Source organism: Candidatus Dependentiae bacterium, from assembly GCA_026389065.1.
GTDB lineage: Bacteria > Babelota > Babeliae > Babelales > Chromulinivoraceae > JACPFN01.
The window spans coordinates 1-16582 of sequence record JAPLIP010000035.1 but is presented as its reverse complement, the minus strand read 5'-3'; the positions used below and the strand labels follow the sequence as shown (position 1 = coordinate 16582).

At 35.8% G+C, this 16582-nt stretch carries 17 protein-coding genes; 12 read left to right on the top strand and 5 right to left on the bottom strand.

Going from position 1 to position 16582, the window contains the following annotated elements; genetic code table 11:
- The 6 genes from NTU89_02090 to dnaA all read left to right on the top strand — a co-directional run.
- Nucleotides 1-902: FAD/NAD(P)-binding oxidoreductase (locus NTU89_02090; GenBank protein ID MCX5923337.1), on the top strand; the 902-nt coding region annotated here is incomplete at its 5' end.
- Nucleotides 903-975: 73 nt separating this feature from the next.
- Nucleotides 976-1239 carry a hypothetical protein gene (locus NTU89_02085; GenBank protein ID MCX5923336.1) on the top strand — a complete coding sequence of 88 codons (264 nt, stop codon included), beginning with the start codon at nucleotides 976-978 and terminating at the stop codon, nucleotides 1237-1239.
- 47 nt (nucleotides 1240-1286) lie between these two features.
- The gene (locus NTU89_02080) at nucleotides 1287-1673 is read left to right on the top strand and encodes a hypothetical protein (GenBank protein ID MCX5923335.1); all 387 of its coding nucleotides are present in this window, start codon (nucleotides 1287-1289) and stop codon (nucleotides 1671-1673) included.
- 185 nt (nucleotides 1674-1858) lie between these two features.
- Complete coding sequence (locus tag NTU89_02075; protein ID MCX5923334.1) at nucleotides 1859-2257, top strand: hypothetical protein; 399 nt, start codon at nucleotides 1859-1861, stop codon at nucleotides 2255-2257.
- Entirely contained in the window at nucleotides 2257-3903 is a 1647-nt protein-coding gene (locus NTU89_02070; GenBank protein MCX5923333.1) for a hypothetical protein, read from the top strand. Before NTU89_02075 ends, NTU89_02070 begins: the two co-directional genes overlap by 1 nt.
- 201 nt (nucleotides 3904-4104) lie before the next feature.
- Nucleotides 4105-5499, top strand: coding sequence for a chromosomal replication initiator protein DnaA (dnaA, locus tag NTU89_02065; GenBank protein ID MCX5923332.1), 1395 nt, complete (start codon nucleotides 4105-4107; stop codon nucleotides 5497-5499).
- On the opposite strand, the gene NTU89_02060 is transcribed toward dnaA, so the two are convergent.
- Nucleotides 5491-6585 (bottom strand): hypothetical protein, encoded by a 1095-nt coding sequence (locus tag NTU89_02060; GenBank protein MCX5923331.1) that lies wholly within the window; start codon nucleotides 6583-6585, stop codon nucleotides 5491-5493. The two genes, dnaA and NTU89_02060, sit on opposite strands and share 9 nt — an antisense overlap.
- 208 nt (nucleotides 6586-6793) lie before the next feature.
- Between NTU89_02060 and NTU89_02055 the strand changes: the two genes are divergently transcribed.
- The gene (locus NTU89_02055) at nucleotides 6794-7330 is read left to right on the top strand and encodes a hypothetical protein (GenBank protein ID MCX5923330.1); all 537 of its coding nucleotides are present in this window, start codon (nucleotides 6794-6796) and stop codon (nucleotides 7328-7330) included.
- Nucleotides 7331-7411: 81 nt separating this feature from the next.
- Nucleotides 7412-7552, top strand: coding sequence for a hypothetical protein (locus NTU89_02050; protein MCX5923329.1), 141 nt, complete (start codon nucleotides 7412-7414; stop codon nucleotides 7550-7552).
- Nucleotides 7553-7608: 56 nt separating this feature from the next.
- Here the strand turns inward: NTU89_02050 and NTU89_02045 are convergent, their stop codons facing one another.
- The 3 genes from NTU89_02045 to NTU89_02035 are packed head-to-tail and all read right to left on the bottom strand — an operon-like array spanning nucleotide 7609 to nucleotide 9883.
- Complete coding sequence (locus NTU89_02045; GenBank protein MCX5923328.1) at nucleotides 7609-7905, bottom strand: hypothetical protein; 297 nt, start codon at nucleotides 7903-7905, stop codon at nucleotides 7609-7611.
- A gap of 24 nt (nucleotides 7906-7929) precedes the next feature.
- Entirely contained in the window at nucleotides 7930-8622 is a 693-nt protein-coding gene (locus NTU89_02040) for a hypothetical protein (protein MCX5923327.1), read from the bottom strand.
- 40 nt (nucleotides 8623-8662) lie between these two features.
- Nucleotides 8663-9883 (bottom strand): FtsX-like permease family protein, encoded by a 1221-nt coding sequence (locus tag NTU89_02035; GenBank protein ID MCX5923326.1) that lies wholly within the window; start codon nucleotides 9881-9883, stop codon nucleotides 8663-8665.
- A gap of 134 nt (nucleotides 9884-10017) precedes the next feature.
- Between NTU89_02035 and NTU89_02030 the strand changes: the two genes are divergently transcribed.
- Complete coding sequence (locus NTU89_02030) at nucleotides 10018-10731, top strand: hypothetical protein (GenBank protein MCX5923325.1); 714 nt, start codon at nucleotides 10018-10020, stop codon at nucleotides 10729-10731.
- 30 nt (nucleotides 10732-10761) lie between these two features.
- On the top strand, nucleotides 10762-12228 hold the full coding sequence (locus NTU89_02025; GenBank protein ID MCX5923324.1) for a metallophosphoesterase family protein: 1467 nt from the start codon (nucleotides 10762-10764) through the stop codon (nucleotides 12226-12228).
- A 75-nt stretch (nucleotides 12229-12303) separates the two neighbouring features.
- Here the strand turns inward: NTU89_02025 and NTU89_02020 are convergent, their stop codons facing one another.
- Complete coding sequence (locus NTU89_02020) at nucleotides 12304-14658, bottom strand: AAA family ATPase (protein MCX5923323.1); 2355 nt, start codon at nucleotides 14656-14658, stop codon at nucleotides 12304-12306.
- 249 nt (nucleotides 14659-14907) lie between these two features.
- Between NTU89_02020 and NTU89_02015 the strand changes: the two genes are divergently transcribed.
- Complete coding sequence (locus NTU89_02015) at nucleotides 14908-16155, top strand: FAD-dependent oxidoreductase (protein ID MCX5923322.1); 1248 nt, start codon at nucleotides 14908-14910, stop codon at nucleotides 16153-16155.
- A 5-nt stretch (nucleotides 16156-16160) separates the two neighbouring features.
- Nucleotides 16161-16493 (top strand): thioredoxin family protein, encoded by a 333-nt coding sequence (locus tag NTU89_02010; protein ID MCX5923321.1) that lies wholly within the window; start codon nucleotides 16161-16163, stop codon nucleotides 16491-16493.
- Nucleotides 16494-16582 lie beyond the last annotated feature (89 nt).

Below are 16582 nucleotides of genomic sequence, written 5' to 3'. Positions count from 1 at the left end.
CATTTATTAAACAAAGCATAAATCAGAGCCTGGAAAATGTGTTTAATTTTCATACGCTTGCAGACATGAACAATATTTTAAATTATATAAAAACAAACAATGTTAAGAGAGCCTGCGTGATTGGAGGCGGGCTGAATGGCATAGAAGCTGTATCTTCTCTGAGATCTTTAAATGTTTGCGTTTCGCTTATTGAAGCACAAAAATCTATTCTTTCTGGTCAAGTAGACCTGCAAATTGCGCAGTGGGTAGCTAGTAAAATGAGACTTTCTGGAGTTTTGGTACTTACAAATAAACGTGCATCTAATTTTGTTAAGCAAGATTCTGACACAAAAGTTTCTTATGTTCAGCTCGATACCGGGTCTATGATCAGTACCGATATGGTTATCGTTGCTGCCGGGTCTAGCGTTAACTTAGATCTGATACAGGGAACTGAAATAAAAACGATTGAGGGCTCAATATCAGTAGATCAATTTATGCAAACAAGTATTGAGACTGTTTTTGCCGGTGGCGATGTTTGTAGGGTAAAATGTATGATGACGGGACAGTTTTTTAGGTCAACTACATGGGCTGATGCCATGCTTCAAGGGCTATGTGCAGCTACAAATATTGCGGCTGCAATGTATGGGACTGCAACGAGGGCTTATCCAGGAATGGTAGGGCTTCGAGATTCTTATTTTTTTGGTAAAGACTTTTATGCTTGCGGCAAAACTATTTTTGATACGGCTGAACAAGTACAAATAATAACAAGCATTGATGATGAAAATATTAAAAAAATGTACCTTCAGGATGATGAACTTAAGGGTTTTGTGCTGATTGGCGATGTGTCTGGTTTGTCAGAATATAAACGGTGGTACTCAACAAGGCAAAAAGTGCAAAAAAGTTATTTGATCAAAACAGCTTAATTACTTGAGTTTGCTTTGCTTTTTGGTAAAATTTAAAAATCTGTTTGTTCTATAAAATATAGGGATTTAGGTTATGTTTAAAAAATTAATGTTGTCTTTTTTGATGGCTTCTGGAATTTGTAACTGTTCATCATTTCCAAGAATGGTAACTTGTCAAATGGTTAATCTTCCACATACGCCTCCTCAGCGTTCATCAGAATCAGTGCTTGAAGGTTTAAGGGATCTTTCAGATCCAAAAACTCCGACTAGGCAAACCCAAGCCTTTCAAGCAGTTACAGGAGTTTGCCCAAGTCAAAAACCTGCTTATTTTGCAGCAAAACGTCAAAGAGATCAATAGTTTAGATTTTAAAGTAAGAGTTTTATAAAAGTATTAGGATTTTAAGTATGTTAAAAAAAGTAATTTTTTCAGCCCTCCTGGTGGCAGGATTATATGTTTGTCCATCAGAGGTATCAAGTTCGTCAGAATCATCAAGGTCATCAACTCCAACAATTATAATCAGCATAGAGCCTGATTTGCCGCTTGTTACGACAACTCCTACAGATCAAGGATCAGCGTTTCCAGGAGGGTGTCCAGGAGTAGGGATAGCGCAGCAGGAATCTTATGCTCTTTTGGTTGCAAGACGGCAAGAAGCTTTAACTAATCCAGCAGTAGCAATGAGCTTTGTTCTTGAAGAGTTAAACGCTTTACATCCAGCAGTGAGACCAAGTGATTTAAGACCGGTAAGGCAGCCATCGCTTAGCTCTCTTGATTCTGACTTAGATTTAGAATAAAAACTTAGTTAGAAAATCGTTCAAAGTATTTTAAAGGCACCTGCTAAAAAGGGTGCCTTCTTTTTTGTCTGAATCGAGATAGTCACCTAGATAAAACCAAAATTATTGCTATTGGTTAATCAATTCTTGTAGGCTTTACGTGTACAAAGATTAAGGGGTAGTAAATAAATTTGATCGGGGGATCTATGTCATTAAATACTTTATATTTCAAAGGATCATTTTTTAAAGCTCATTTTATTTTAATTATGCTCCTGTTGCCGCTAAAAATGGTAGCGAGCTACAGCAATGAGATAATTGATGTCAAAGTAATTCATGGAGCTAAAAGAGACACTATAATTTTAACATTTGAAAAGCCAAATCCCATTGTTACATATGCTCCAGCTAGTTTTATCGAAAGTACAGATGGCACAGTTTTGCGATACTTTATGCCAAATACAACAATTGCTGAAAATTTGGATGGCGAAACTCCGGCATCAATCGAACAAGGTGATTTGGGTGTGGAGCTTGTTTTAAATGGCAGGCTTATTAGAAAAAAATTATTATTGTCGCCAAATAAAATCTTTATTCAAACGGAGCGCATATAATGAAAAATCTATTAAATAAAAAAATAGTAGGGGTCATATTTCTGATAGGCTTGATGTCTTTTTATAGCGTGAGCGCAAGAATAGTAAAAACGCCGATTAAATCAAAAATTGTACAAATTGTAGACGATGAGCCGGTAGAGCAGGCAGAACCAACAAACCCAGAGGTTGCTGATCTAGCATTTGACGGGCCAATAATTAATAGTACTGGCAGAGACATTATTGTTTCTTGGAGTTCTGATAACACTCCAATTGTTAAGCAAAGCTATGAGCTGGATCAGTCCGTTGTTTTAACCTATATTTTACGGCCAGGAGCAGGCGTAAAAGATTCTTATAAATTTCCACAGGATTTTTTACTAGAAGTGCCAAATGTGTTTTTAAATCAGCATAAAGATAAAAGATTAGATCAGATAACGGTTCTTGGGTCACATAATTGTTTTGCAAATAAGGCTGAAGGATTCTTGTATTTTCAGCAAATACCAAGCAGCAAAGATCAATTTGTAAAAGGTGGGGTTCGCATGCTTCGTCCAGCATGGCATAATCCGTCAGGTAGTTTTATGGATAAGCCAAACGATGAGCCAATTTTATGTCATTCTGACGATGATAAGTGCGCAACCGTTTCTTTAGCAACGCGAGGGTTTCGGCCTCATCGAGTGGTTAAAGAGCTTAATCAAACCATTAAGGATCTTTTAAGGGAGTATCCAGATCAATATTTGATTGTTGGAATTAATAACTATTTAACTGCCGAGCAAACTGAAAATGAGATCGAAAAAATTACAGGGCTTGCTTCAATGGTCATTAGGCCATCAGACGTTGCAAATAAAAAAAATCAAAAGGAGTGGGGTGGTCGTTGGCCAACTCTTGATTGGATGTGTAGAAAAAATAAGCGAATTTTATTTTTTGATGATAGAACAACTACATATACTTTTTCGTATGAGGATTTTGTTTCAAGAAATCAGTATGGGACGGTTGTTTTAGAAAGATCGGCTAACTTTAGGCCAGGAAAACCAAGGCCTTTGCCACATGCGATTACAGAATTAAGCTGGTTTCAAGATATATCTCTTAATCCTGCAGATCAAAGAGCAATTGAGGCAGGAATTAAATTTTATCAAAGTATGAGAGATCAAGTAGGGAAATTAACGCTTGGTGGCTCATGGTTGCTTAGTTCTTCTGCATATGCATTAAAACAAATAGGCTTTCCCATAGAATTCTTTGAACAAAGCATGAGCTTTAGTCGTATTGCAACGGCTATTAATTTTACGACAGGAAAGTTTGCATATCTTGGAACGGTTCAGCCATTTAAATATATTTTCGATTCAGTTGCTTCCTATAAAGAATCTTTTTCAAAAGCTGTAAGTGACATTAAAAATTATATGCCAGAAAAACAGGACAATTCGGTTCAGGCATTATTTAATCTTTGTCAGGCTTGTCGCAAGTCTGGGGTTTTGCTTCCAGATGAGAATCCAAATATTATTATGCTTGATTTTTCAACGACAGAGGGTCAAGGTCTCTTGGCTGTTAATATTCTAAATGTTTTAATGGATCAAAGGCTTGGGCTTCAATTTGTTGGGCTTGGTGGTTTTGCTATCGATGGCAAACAAGTTGTTTTTCCTGTTGGATTTCAAGATAATCAAACTTTTGTTTGGTAGTGATCTATTGTTTGACAGATCGGTATTATAGAATAAAAAAGATCTTTTTTTACGGGCTAAATATAAATAACGCTGTAGCAAAAGATCTTTTTTTGTTAAGATATGAAACACATTTACACGATCTTTTTTTTGTAGCATACCTATAGGTACAATTCGTACCAGAATAAAATTTGGACCCTGTTAAAAAAGAATACGACTTTTATGAATGGACTAAGTGACCAGATTTGGCAAGATTTTTTAAAGATTATCAAAGAAGAAGTTGGTACTCGCGTTGTTGAAACGTGGATCAAAGCAGTAACAATTTCTCGTTATGATAATTTAACGGGAGGGATTTATTTATCCGCTCCCAATCTTTTTGTCAAAAACTGGGTTGAGTCAAATTATAAAGATTTATTTCAAAAGCATCTACGTCGTCTTTTAGGTGTTGAAAAAATTACAGTTTATTTTTCACTTGCAAACGCAGATCCAATTGCTGTGTACCAAGAATCATCTAAGATCATGCCAGCAGTATCTGCAGCGTCTAAAAAAAAGAAACAAGAGATTGTAAAAAAAGCATCTGGTTACCAGATGAATTCAAGCAAATTAAATCCAATTTATACTTTTGACACCTTTGTCGTTGGTGAAAATAATCAGTTTGCCTATGCTTCATCTCGAGCAATAGCAAGCAAGCTTGGAACTCTTTATAATCCACTTCTTTTGTATGGGGGTTCAGGGCTTGGCAAAACTCATTTGCTCCATGCAATTGGCAATGAAGTGCTAGAAAAGCATCCTAATTTAGTGGTTCTGTATCAAACAACTGATCGTTTCGTGACAGAATTTATTAACGCCATTCGCTTTGATAATGTTGCTAAGTTTCAAGAAAAATATAAAAACATCGATGTTTTGCTTGTTGATGACATTCAATTTATGGTCAACAAAGAACAAACCCAAGAAGTCTTTTTTCACATTTTTAATAATTTGTATGATGCAAATAAGCAAATAGTTTTATCTTGTGACACGTTGCCTCGTTATTTGGGTGGGCTAGTTGATAGATTAAAGTCACGACTTGAATGGGGTTTGATAGCAGATGTTCAAGTGCCAATGCTGGAAACCAAAATAGCAATTTTAAAAAGAAAAGCTCAGATTCAGCGTGAATCAATTTCTGACGAAGTGGCTGTTTTTATAGCTCAGCAAGAAGTGAGCAGCGTTCGAGAGTTAGAAGGATCTTTAATTCGAGTTCTTGCATATGCTTCACTGACAAATCAGGCAATAACGATTGATTTGGTTAAAAAAGTCTTAGGATCATCCAAAGAGTCTAAGGCTGTCCCGTCAAAGATAGATTTTAAAGACATTATGGTTCATATCAAAAAACATTTTTCGTACAGGCTTGAGGATTTACGATCTAAGGATCGCAGCAAATGTGTGAGTCATGCGCGTCAAGTTGCCATGTATTTGATGAAGCGCCACACGGATAAGTCACTTAGGGAAATTGGCGAATTTTTAGATCGCAAAGATCATACGACCATTACTCATGCTATCTCAAGAGTTACTGGCCTTCGGGCTCGCAATGAAAAGTTTGCAAACTTGATAAAAAGCATTGAAGACGAATTAAATTAAGGTGCATTGATCAATGCGTTCTTGGCGGCTGCGCAAGCAATATGTTTTTAGGCCATTGTAAACAAGCTCAAGGTACCAGTTGGTGTAACTCTTAGCTTTCATGCTTTGACTAAGTCCGACCATTATTCTAAAATCCTCAGTGTCAAGCAGTACACATTGTTGAGGGTTTTGTTCTATGACAAAATTTCCAGCATGTGGATCTATCAAAAATCCTGTATCTATTGCCACTTTCATAGCAAGCTTATTGAGTTCTTGTTGTGGTTGGATTTTATCAGTTTGTATAAAATCAGAAATAACTGCATAAACGCTTGGAAGAAACATTTCTTCTTGATGACCATTGCATTTCCATATAATTTTTAGATCGTGACTTTTGTTTGGCTTCCAGTACCATTTTCGGGGGAAATGGATGCGGTTTAGATATTCAGGATTTTCGCCCAAAATCTCTTTGATTCTTTTGAGATTTGTAATTCTTGTAAAATTACTCAGGTGACGTAAATTTCCGCCAATGACAAATTGGCCCGTATTTTCAAAGCTTTTTGAGTATGGTTGCACCATCGTGTGTGGATGCTCAATTGAAAGCTTTAGAACAAATGGATAATTTTTAAATTTGACGATGATGATTCCAGAAAGAGATTTATAATTAAAATCTTTGTCTTTTAGAATGATGAAGTTGGGAAAATCTTTTTTTCCTCTTTTTATCTCTTCTACTAATTTATTTGAAAGGGTTGAAAGCGTTTGAGTTTTAACTGATCCTGATTTGTCTCTAAATTCTAAGCATTCAGAAGGCAGATAGTTTTCATTAAAAAATTTTATATCAAATCTTTCAAAAACTCTTCTTCTCAAAAAACTACTTTTAAGTGAGCAGGTTTGTGTGAATGTTGGATCCTTTTTTAAAGGAGCCCAGCTCTTTTCAAATTCTGGATCCGTTGCAGAAACAGAAATAATTGGAACACAGGGATCTTGCGGTCTGCGAACATTTCTGCCATAAGCTTGAGTGCTCAGTGAGGCAAATATATAAAACTTAAATAAAAATTGAATCATAGTTTCTTGTTTTATCGATATAAAAATGTTTGCTTTCTTGATCAAATGGCTCTTTTACTGCAAACAATTAGTATAACAGGTCTTATAAATGGTTCAAATATGCATAAACTATTTAAGATCGGTTCGTGGAACTTGGGAACCTAAAAGGCCTAAGTATGATTTTATAAGATAATCATTTGTTATTCTAATTACGGTGTGGTAGAAAAACTTTGAAATGATTTGATAGTAAGTTGCTCAAAGTTAAGGATGGGGCATGGACTATATAAAAAATATAAATAAAAATAAAGAAAAAGAGTTGCTTTCTCGGTTTGGTGGTTTTTCTAAAAATATGGTAAAGCATCATCATTTGGAAAATTTATCTGAGTTTATTATTCATGATCTTTGCTCTAAAGATATGTTTAATATTAATAAAGCAGCCTACCTTGTAAATAATCCAGACTTTCAATGCTTAAAAGGTGTTGCTGGATATCATCACCCAGAGTCATTTACAAAAGATAACAGCTGGCAATCTCAAAAAGATTTTACTTCTCATATGAAAGATTCTGCTTTTAATGGACATGTTCGATCTGTGAGTGATAGATCCCTGTCTTTACAAGATAGCGGTCTTGAGCAGAGCAAGGTTGAAGACTTGATGTTAAAATTTCAAATGCGTGATCCGATGTATCACACATGGGACATGAAATATGATAACCAAGGAATTTTTATTTTTGAAAAACCTCAAGACTCAGAAATTGTAGAAGATCACCTATTGAATTTCTTGCAGATTTTGTCATTTTGTTCAATTTTTTAAAAAAGTCTTGTTTTTATACATTTGCTTAGATTACCCTTATGCCGTGGGATCAAAAAACGTATCATAAAAAAAGGGGATATCATGAAAAAAGCATCTGCTAAAATAAGAAACAAGGTAAAAACAAAGTTGGCTCAATCTATCAACAGAATGGAAGGTATGTTTGGTGGTAGAGAAAGCAATAAACCTGATGACTTTAAAGATCACTTGAAAAAACGTAAATAAAAAAAACGGGCTGCTTATGAAAAATAAGCGGCCCGTTTTTTTATGAGATAGATTTTTTATGCTTTTGGCGCTGGCATTGGCATTGGTTCTGGCATTGGCTCTACCGGAGGTAAAGCTTTTGGCTCAGGCATTGGAGCCGGTGCAGGCATTGGAGCCGGTGCAGCCTTTGCCACAGCTACTGGTGCAGCAGCTGTGGTAGATGCAGCCTTCGGTGCAGCGTCAGCTTCTTCAGATTCAGGTTTAGCTTTTTTTTCAGTTTTGTTTTTTTTATTTGTGCATTCACACCAGTCACATCCTGCAAGTGCAAGAATGCTTAGCGCAATGACTGATGGAAAGATATATTTTTTAAACATTTTTTAATTCCTTTTGAATAGGCTCTATAATCCTTTAAGTTCTGTAGCTGGTGACAATGCTTTTGGCGATCCTTTAGGTAGCGCTTTAGGCAATGCTTTTGGTAAAGATTTAGGTTCTATTGATTTTGGTTCTAGGGCTTTTGGTAAAGCCTTTGGAAGCATTTTAGGTTCTAATGATTTAGGCTTTAATGGAAGTGCTTTTCCCTTTGGAGCCATTAATCCTTTTGGTGCTATTGCTTTAGGTAAAGCTTTTGGTGCTATTGCTTTAGGTAAAGCTTTAGGCGCTATTGCTTTAGGTAAAGCTTTAGGCGCTATTGCTTTAGGCGCAACAGGCATAACAGGAACGGCAGCTTTTATTGGTATTAATTTTGGAGTAGCTGGAAGATTGATTTTTGGAGCTACGGGTGCCGGCTTAGCGGGCATAGAAACTGGCATAGGCATAGATTTTGGTTCTATTGTTTTTGGTTCTTCTGATGTTTTTTCTTCATTTTCTTCTTCTACATCATCTGCCATTGGTGGCTCATCTGTGGGCTCTGGAGTATGAGCTTTGGGTTCTGGGGTGTGTGGAGTAGGAGTAGCTACTTCTGATTGATGGCAAACTTGTTTGGTGCAGCATCCAATCCACTCACACAAATTACTACATCCAGAAAGCGTGAGCATTAGGCATGCAAGCAAGCCTGAAGCAAAAATGGTTGAAAAGATTTGTTTTTTAGACATATGAAACTCCTTTTTTTATAGAGATTATTCATTTTTATTACTACTGATTTTTAAGCGTTTCAACAATGCGAATGTTTTCTATGTTTCGCGTAGCCAAAAGACTTGCAAAAAAACTTATCATAATTGTTAAGATAAAAATAGTTAAAAAAACATACGCTTCCAGCTTGATTGGAAGGTAGTCGGTATCGTAAATACTCTCAGGTAATTTTATAAAGGGGTATGTTTGTAGTGCTTTTCCTACTACATAGGCAGCTAGAAGTCCTAGCCAGGTTGCAAGGCAAGAAATGATTAAACTTATAGTTACAAAAATAGCTCGTATTGATGATGTATTCATTCCAAGGCATATCAAAATCGCAATGTCTTTTTTCTTTTGTTCAACGTACATAGAAATGAGTGAAATGATGTTCATGCTTGCCACAAAAACAATGAGTAACAGAATAAAAGACATAGCCCATTTTTCTAGTTTGAGCGCTGAAATTAGTGTTGGATAAAGTGCCATCCATGAATAAACATCGGTTTCAAGGCGTTTGCTTAAGGCCTTGGCAATACTTTCATTGCTGACATCTGGAAGCAATGTTACATGTATTTCTTCATTTAAGTTGTCTGGAAATAGGGTGTCAAAGAAATTATCATTGCAATATAAGCTTATATTGTCGAATTCTTCCACTCCTGTTTTAAAAATACCACTGACTTTTGCGACGGCTTGTTGAAATGTTATATGAAGTCCAGATGGCTCATCATGTGTGTATAAAATATTTATAGAGCTGCCAACAAAAAGATCTGCCGTTTGCGCAAGCTTAGATCCTATGATTACATTGTTTTTTTCAAGGAGCTCTTCAAGCCCTTCATCTTTTTGATTTAAAAGCTTTTTACTTAATTTGTTTTGTTCTGCTTGGTTTATGCCATTTAGAAAAACCATTTTAGGAGCTTGAGAAATTTCTGGATTATACATTAAAGCTTGAGCTGTTTTTTGTCGAGTGAAGCTGCGTATTTTATATTCTTGTTCTTGTAAAATTGTTCCAAGCTGTTGCATGTCAAATTGCTGACCATTTCCACTGATTATCAAGTCTGGATAAATAGATTGTATTTTTTCATAAGTTGCTTTTTCAAATCCGGTCATTATTGATACTACAAGAGCAAGAGAGCTGCTTGCAATTAAAATTCCTAGAAAGCAGACTTTAATCATAAAGCCGATAGTATTGTTTTTGCCTTTTGTCCAAAGGTATCGATATGCAATAAAAGTAAAACTTTTTTGAATCATAGTCTTGATCTTTCCATAATTTAAGCCTACGCGTTTGATGGATTTTGCGAGAAACATACTTGTCAATTAACAATCTTTAATATACGTTATGCATGTTATTTTATCACAAAATTCTTAAGCAGGATGAAGTTGTTATGAAGCAATTTAGCATTTATTCTTTAATTCGTATGACTGTTTTTATTCAGTGTATATTCCTTGTAAGTGGTTGCAATAAAATTATTGATTGGGGTAAGCAAAACTTTCAACAAGCAGCAAAACATTCTCAAGACTTAGTTGAACAAGTCCAGCCTTTTTTTAAAACAACTATAGCATACAATCAATTTGCAACAGTCGCTGAATTTAATGTTTTGTTTTTAACAGATCAAGTTCGTCTGCTGTATGTTGATTATCATAAAAGGTATCATGGCCTGACTCCAGAGCAAGAGTCTTTAATGATTCAACGAGTTTTAAATGAAAATAAATATTTTGTGTCTTTTTATGTGGTTGGATCTCAGCCAGATAATTTCTATGAATCAAACAAATCATTATTTACAGGTGAGTATCAAAAGCTTGGAGCGCTCCTGGGAGATAAGGATGCAACCTGGCACATGCGGCTGAAAATAGGAAATAAGCAGTATCTTCCAGAATCGGTAAAAGTTGCTGAACTTCCGGTAGAATATCGACATTTCTTTGGTGACAGATATAGCCAATTTAAATCTGTTTATTTAGTCAGGTTTGATGCTCGAGATGCTTTTGGGTACCCACTATTCTCTTCTCGCACTCTTCATACTTTTTCGCTGCAATTCTTATCTTCATTTTGCAAAACTGAAGTTGAGTGGCAAAGGTGTCTTTATAGTAAATTAAATTAAAGTAGATCTATTTAAATTGTTAGGGGATTTGTGATCTTGCAAAAACAATTCATAGTCTTGCTTATCACGTTTTGCGTGAGCGGATGTTCTTGGCAGAGAAATGATCTAGATGATAATCAGATAACTTTTTTAGAGTTTAAAGAAATTGTAGACTCATTGCCAAAAAATCGATCTGAATTTAATCCATCTAGAGAAGCTCCGGATCAATCAAAAGATAGTGCTTTTGAAAAGATGCATCCAGGAAATAAAGATAAACAAATAGCTGTTTTGAGTGATGAAATTGAAGCTTTTCAAAAAAGACAAAGAGCAGATAAAAATAATCCAAATGATTGGCTGACTTCAAATGAAGGTGAAAAACAATCAAGCGCTATTAGTTCTCCCAATGCAGATTGTAAATTTGAGCCATATGCTCAAAAAATAATAATAAAGCCTGGAGAAGAGCATATTCTTCATGGTGATTTACATGGTGATATAATATCACTCGTTACCCACCTCGATGATTTATGCAAATCTGGAAAGATGGATAATAATTTTAAATTAGCCCCAAATGTTAATTTAGCTTTTTTAGGTGATTATGTAGATCGTGGAAATTATGGCAGTGAGGTTTGGTATACTTTAATGCGCCTTGCTAACGCAAATCCTAAGCAAGTTACATTAATTCGTGGCAATCATGAAGATGGTGTTATGAATAACAGAGATGGGTTTACAGGCGAATTGTATAAAAAGTTTGGCAACGATTCTACAATAAAAGATTTATATGATCAAATTAATAAAACATATGAATTAATGCCAGTTGTTGCCTATTTAGGCAACGAGCAAGGTAAGTTTTTACAATTGTGTCATGGTGGTATTGAGTCTGGGTATAATCCAGGACCACTTCTTGATTCGAACCAGAAGTATCAACAGCTTGGAGTTTTGAATAGAAAAACTTGTTGTGACTCAATAATTAAAGATCCTACCAGCTCAACCGCTTTAAAATTAAAACTTCAAGAGATTGCAAAATATATGAATGACAATGTTAAATTGCCTGATCCATGTCGTAACAGTGAGCCATCACTTGGATTTATGTGGAATGATTTTTCAACAGATGATAATGGTGGCGAGCCGATAGTCCGTAGTTTAATTCGTAATGGTTTTGAATATGGCCAAGAAGGAACTAGGTCTACGCTAACACAACAGGGCACCAGCAACAGTGAGATTATTGGAGTGGTAAGGGCCCATCAACACACCAGTGACCCAGAAGATCCAATGATGAAAGCAATCATGGCTGGCAGTGGCGTAGCTAATCTGTGGGGTTCTAAAAGTGGTGATAAGTTAGATGGTGTATTAACTATGAACGTTGCTCCAGATTCTGGATATGGTTATGGAGTTGGATTTGATTATGATACAAGCATGGGTGTTACGACAGATAAAAATGGTGTTTTTCGTGGTCAGATTTATAATCACTATCCTCTGCCTACTCAAGCAGTAAGAAAAAATTACTTTTTAGAAAATTAAATTTTTTAAAATATCGAAAATAAAAAGCGAGCTATGATTTTAAACATAGCTCGCTTTTGTTGAAGTTTAAATATCTTAACTAATTAACTCTTTCCATTGATAACGATCAATAGTGTTTTGTTTTATTAAAATATTAGCAATTTTTGTAATCAAATCTTTGTGCTCTTCAAGCAATTTTGTAATTTCTGCAATGTATTGATTTTTCAATTCGATTGCTCGAGCCTGTGTTTTTTCATTCGTTTTTTCACCGTTTGAAATTAAGCTATAAATTATCTGCATAGCTTCAGCACGATCTTGCTTGTTACATTGAGAATACGATTTGTTTAATAATAATTCTTGTGCTGCAGATCCAGCAAGCAAAGACAAGCATTCTTTTTTCTGTTCTTCATCGCTTAGCAGGCTGCTGTGATTTGTGTTCGATTTAGTAAACACTTCACCAAGTTTTAAAACGGTAGCTTTTTTATTTGCAGCTAGATTGTCATTTTCGCAGTTGCTTGTCGTGTCCGTTTTTATAGTTACGACAGCCTCAACAGTTTTAACATTTTTTTGTACTGGGTTGATAGTAATTTTAACTACGTTTTGTTTTGTTTCTAAAATGTGTCGCGCTACGGCTTTTCCAGCTTGATAGGTAGCAATAATTCGTTTTTCATCAAGAGGCATTATGATTGGAGATTGAATCTTGCGTATTTCGCTATCGAGAGCTTTTTCAAAGTCCTGTTGGCAAACAGGCCTTGTTTCGATTGAAGAAAGAATAATTGCCTCTGTAATAATTCGCTTAAGGTTGTTGTATGAGCAACCGTCAGTTTCTTGCGCTATACAATCAATAAATTCTTCAGAAAGACTCATTACGCTTCGTTTTGCCAGCTGCTGTGTTAAATATGTTTTACGATATTCATACTTTGGATATTCGACATGAATTTGTTTTCCAAATCGTCCGTCCACCAAAAGAGCTTGATCTAATTGCTCAGGGCGATTGGTTGCACCTATGACAAAAATCTGTTTTGCAATATTGTCAATTCCTTGAATACAGGTTAAAAGCTGTGATGTGTTTTTAGAATCTTTATCCCGATGAGTTCCGACTAAATCGATTTCGTCAAAAAATAAAATACATGGTGAATAATAGGCTGCAATAGAAAATATCACCTCGATAGGGCAACCTTTGTCTACATAGTCTTTTCCATCAATGAAATGAACTTGTCCTTGATTTCCCATTTCTTCATCAACAAGAGTTCTTAGTGCTTTTGCGAACTGTGTTTTTCCTGTTTGCGGTGGACCATCAAGCAAGATACAACGATGTTCTTCAATTTGTGCTCGTTCGTATCTTTCCGGATGTTTCATAAAGTTTGCGATTTTTAAAGCAAGCTCTTCAAGCTCTGCGCATCCAACCATGTCTTTAAAATAAACTTTTTCATAGCCATTTTCATTCAGGCCAATTTTGGCAGTTCCTTGGAGTCGTTGGTCATATTCGTGTATTTTTTGGGTTGCTTTGTTTTTTGCCCAGTCTGCAGGGTCTTTGTACATAGCCGCAATAATATCTTTGTAGCTAATTGTCAGCAGCGCGCTAATGGTAATAAGTCCGCTTTCTTGGAGTTTGTGAATAGTTAAGATTGCTCTTTGAATGCTTGTTGCCGTTTCTAAGGTGACGCCATCTGGGAGATCCATGTTACCTGTTTTTTTATTGTTCACAGGTCTTTTGCCAATGTAATTAGTCCAGAATGTACTTTTGACTAGGCTTACAGGAAGGCTGTCTTCAAGGTGTGATGCAAAGAAGGCTGCTGCAAAAACTGAAGAGGCGGCTATCCCAACGCCTTTGGCAATCGTGTAAGCATGATGTTTTTTTAAGCTTCGATATGTAAAGTTGTACCATTTTAAACCAACGTTGTCGGTTGCAATTACTAATTTTTCAATGTTTTTTTGATTATGCTTTTCAAGGGTATGAAGTTTTTCTTGGGGAATTCGAGTCATTGATCCTTTATAAAGCTGCTCATAGATTTTGTCAGAATCTATAGATAAAAGATCTGTTTGCAAAACGGACAAAAGATAATCAATAAGTATTTGATTAATAACAATAGCATCATTTAATGCTTTTGGTGTATTTTGAACAAATAATTTCTCTAAAATATTTTTGACAAAGCCTTGAATTGATAATAATTCAGAAACGACATATTCCTTTTCTTCTTTTGAAAAGTTGATTTTTTTTGCATCAATTGTCTGCAAAAGCTGTTGAATACAAAATCCAATTTGTTCTGTTGCTTTTCGCTGCTCAGACATGCTCTGTTCAAAAGTTTCTCGATCCATGTTTTGGAGATCATCTGCTTTAGGAGCTGTGTTGCGAGGCTCTGGTCTTTTTGCAGTAATTGTAAAAAAGGATAGACAGGTCAGTGATAAAAGTGTTATAGAAAGAAAACGTCTTTTTGGAAAATGAGTCATTTTGTTACACCTAAGAAATTTTTGTGAAAATATATTACAAAAACTTGGACAGATAGTGAAAGGATGGCAATGGTTTTTTTTGACAATGAGGATTTTTTTACTTAATGTAGATACTATATATTTTACGGATAGTGTGCGTGCTTGTCAAATTTGAGCTAATTTTTAATTAAATGTTGTGTTTGTAGGATTAGCTCTATACAGTAATTTTTTAGATATACAGTTATGGGTTTTCTAGCAAGGAGTTTTACAATGGGCAAAGTATTTAAAACTTTCTTAGTCGTTTTACCTGTTTTATGCATTGTCGCATGCTTTTACGGTCGTCGAGGATCGTTTCGAGCAAGCGTGAGCAAGGCTGATCAAAACGTTCATGCTCCCGAATCATATTCTATGCAAAATGCATTAAAAGAAGAAAATGTTGTTCCTGTGGCAATCATTGGTTCTGGACCTGCTGGGCTGAGCGCTGCTCTTTATGTAGCCAGGGCTGGGATGAAAGCATTTGTTTTTGCTGGTCCGATGCCATGTGGTCAGCTTACTCAAACAACTTATATTGAAAATTGGCCTGGCACTGAAAAAATTATGGGCCCTGAGCTGATGAATGATATGAAAAAACAGGTGGTCTCTTTCGGGGCCACAATTATTCATGACACCGTTACAAGTATTGATTTTACAAAGTGGCCCTTTTCTTTAAAGACAGAAGAGGGTCGTTGTTTTAAAGCTATGTCTATTATTTTAGCCACTGGAGCTACCCCTAAAACTTTAGGAATTCCAGGAGAGCAAGAATTTTTTGGTAAAGGTGTTACAACGTGCGCTGTCTGCGACGCATCATTTTTCAAAGGCAAAGAAGTGGTTATTTCTGGAGGTGGTGATAGTGCTGCAGAAATGGTCTTTGAGCTTGCTCCATATGTTAAAAAAGTTACGATGCTCGTTCGCAAAGGATCTATGAAAGCTGCAGCTGCGATACAAAAAAGAGTCTTTGAGTGTCCGAATGCAGTTATTGAATTCCATAAAGAGCTTGTAGCCATTTATGGATCGGCTAAGGACTGCCAAAAGCATGAAGAAAACACTTGTGGATGCAATTCGCCAGAAGTTTGTGCAATTGATGTGTATGACAATGAAACTAAAAAAACAGAGCGAAGGCCAATTGATGGGGTCTTTTTATCTATCGGTCATGATCCAAATAATAAATTAATTAAAGGTAGCATTGACCTGGATGAGCATGGTTGCATGGTTATGAACGGCAGAACGCAGCAAAGTTCAATGCCTGGAGTATTTGCAGCTGGAGAGATTCAGGATCCTTTTTATCGACAGGCAATTGTGGCTGCTGGTGAGGGTGCAAAAGCGGCACTTGATGCAACTTCCTTTTTATATGACATTGGATTTACTGTCGCAATCGGTCAAAAGTTAGATCAAAATTTTAGTGCCAGATTTTCAGATCTCAAAGTAGAGCTTGAAAGAATTGATCAGTATGAAGAAGAATTGATCAGTATGAAGAGCTAGAAGCTGTGTTTGCAAAACATAAGGGCCTAGTTCTTCTTGATTTTTATAGTGATAATTGTCCTGGTTGCATTCGAATGCTTCCTGTTTTAGAAGCGATTGCTTATGAGCTTGGTGACAAGATAAAAGTATTGAAAACAAATCATGATGATGTTGCTGATAAAAATTGTGAAAAGCATAAAGGATCTATTTTTAGGTATTTATGGAATCACTATGAGCCTGGTGTTAAGGTAAGACGTTTACCATCCCTGCTTGTTTTCAAGGATGGAAAATACCTTGGAATGACAAGCAAGATCATGTCTAAACCTCAATTGCTTGAGTATTTGCAACCGTTTTTATAATAAAAGCATTGCAATCAAAAATTCGCTTTTGCTACACTAAAAACTGTTAAGATAGGGAGTTTTTAGTCAGGGGGATGTAGCATGAAGCA

Bases quoted from the DNA above. Each gene is read 5' to 3' on its own strand.
- NTU89_02085 (MCX5923336.1), top strand. From the start codon at position 976: ATGTTTAAAAAATTAATGTTGTCTTTTTTGATGGCTTCTGGAATTTGT.
- NTU89_02080 (MCX5923335.1), top strand. From the start codon at position 1,287: ATGTTAAAAAAAGTAATTTTTTCAGCCCTCCTGGTGGCAGGATTATAT.
- NTU89_02075 (MCX5923334.1), top strand. From the start codon at position 1,859: ATGTCATTAAATACTTTATATTTCAAAGGATCATTTTTTAAAGCTCAT.
- NTU89_02070 (MCX5923333.1), top strand. From the start codon at position 2,257: ATGAAAAATCTATTAAATAAAAAAATAGTAGGGGTCATATTTCTGATA.
- dnaA (MCX5923332.1), top strand. From the start codon at position 4,105: ATGAATGGACTAAGTGACCAGATTTGGCAAGATTTTTTAAAGATTATC.
- NTU89_02055 (MCX5923330.1), top strand. From the start codon at position 6,794: ATGGACTATATAAAAAATATAAATAAAAATAAAGAAAAAGAGTTGCTT.
- NTU89_02050 (MCX5923329.1), top strand. From the start codon at position 7,412: ATGAAAAAAGCATCTGCTAAAATAAGAAACAAGGTAAAAACAAAGTTG.
- NTU89_02045 (MCX5923328.1), bottom strand. From the start codon at position 7,905: ATGTTTAAAAAATATATCTTTCCATCAGTCATTGCGCTAAGCATTCTT.
- NTU89_02040 (MCX5923327.1), bottom strand. From the start codon at position 8,622: ATGTCTAAAAAACAAATCTTTTCAACCATTTTTGCTTCAGGCTTGCTT.
- NTU89_02035 (MCX5923326.1), bottom strand. From the start codon at position 9,883: ATGATTCAAAAAAGTTTTACTTTTATTGCATATCGATACCTTTGGACA.
- NTU89_02030 (MCX5923325.1), top strand. From the start codon at position 10,018: ATGAAGCAATTTAGCATTTATTCTTTAATTCGTATGACTGTTTTTATT.
- NTU89_02020 (MCX5923323.1), bottom strand. From the start codon at position 14,658: ATGACTCATTTTCCAAAAAGACGTTTTCTTTCTATAACACTTTTATCA.
- NTU89_02015 (MCX5923322.1), top strand. From the start codon at position 14,908: ATGGGCAAAGTATTTAAAACTTTCTTAGTCGTTTTACCTGTTTTATGC.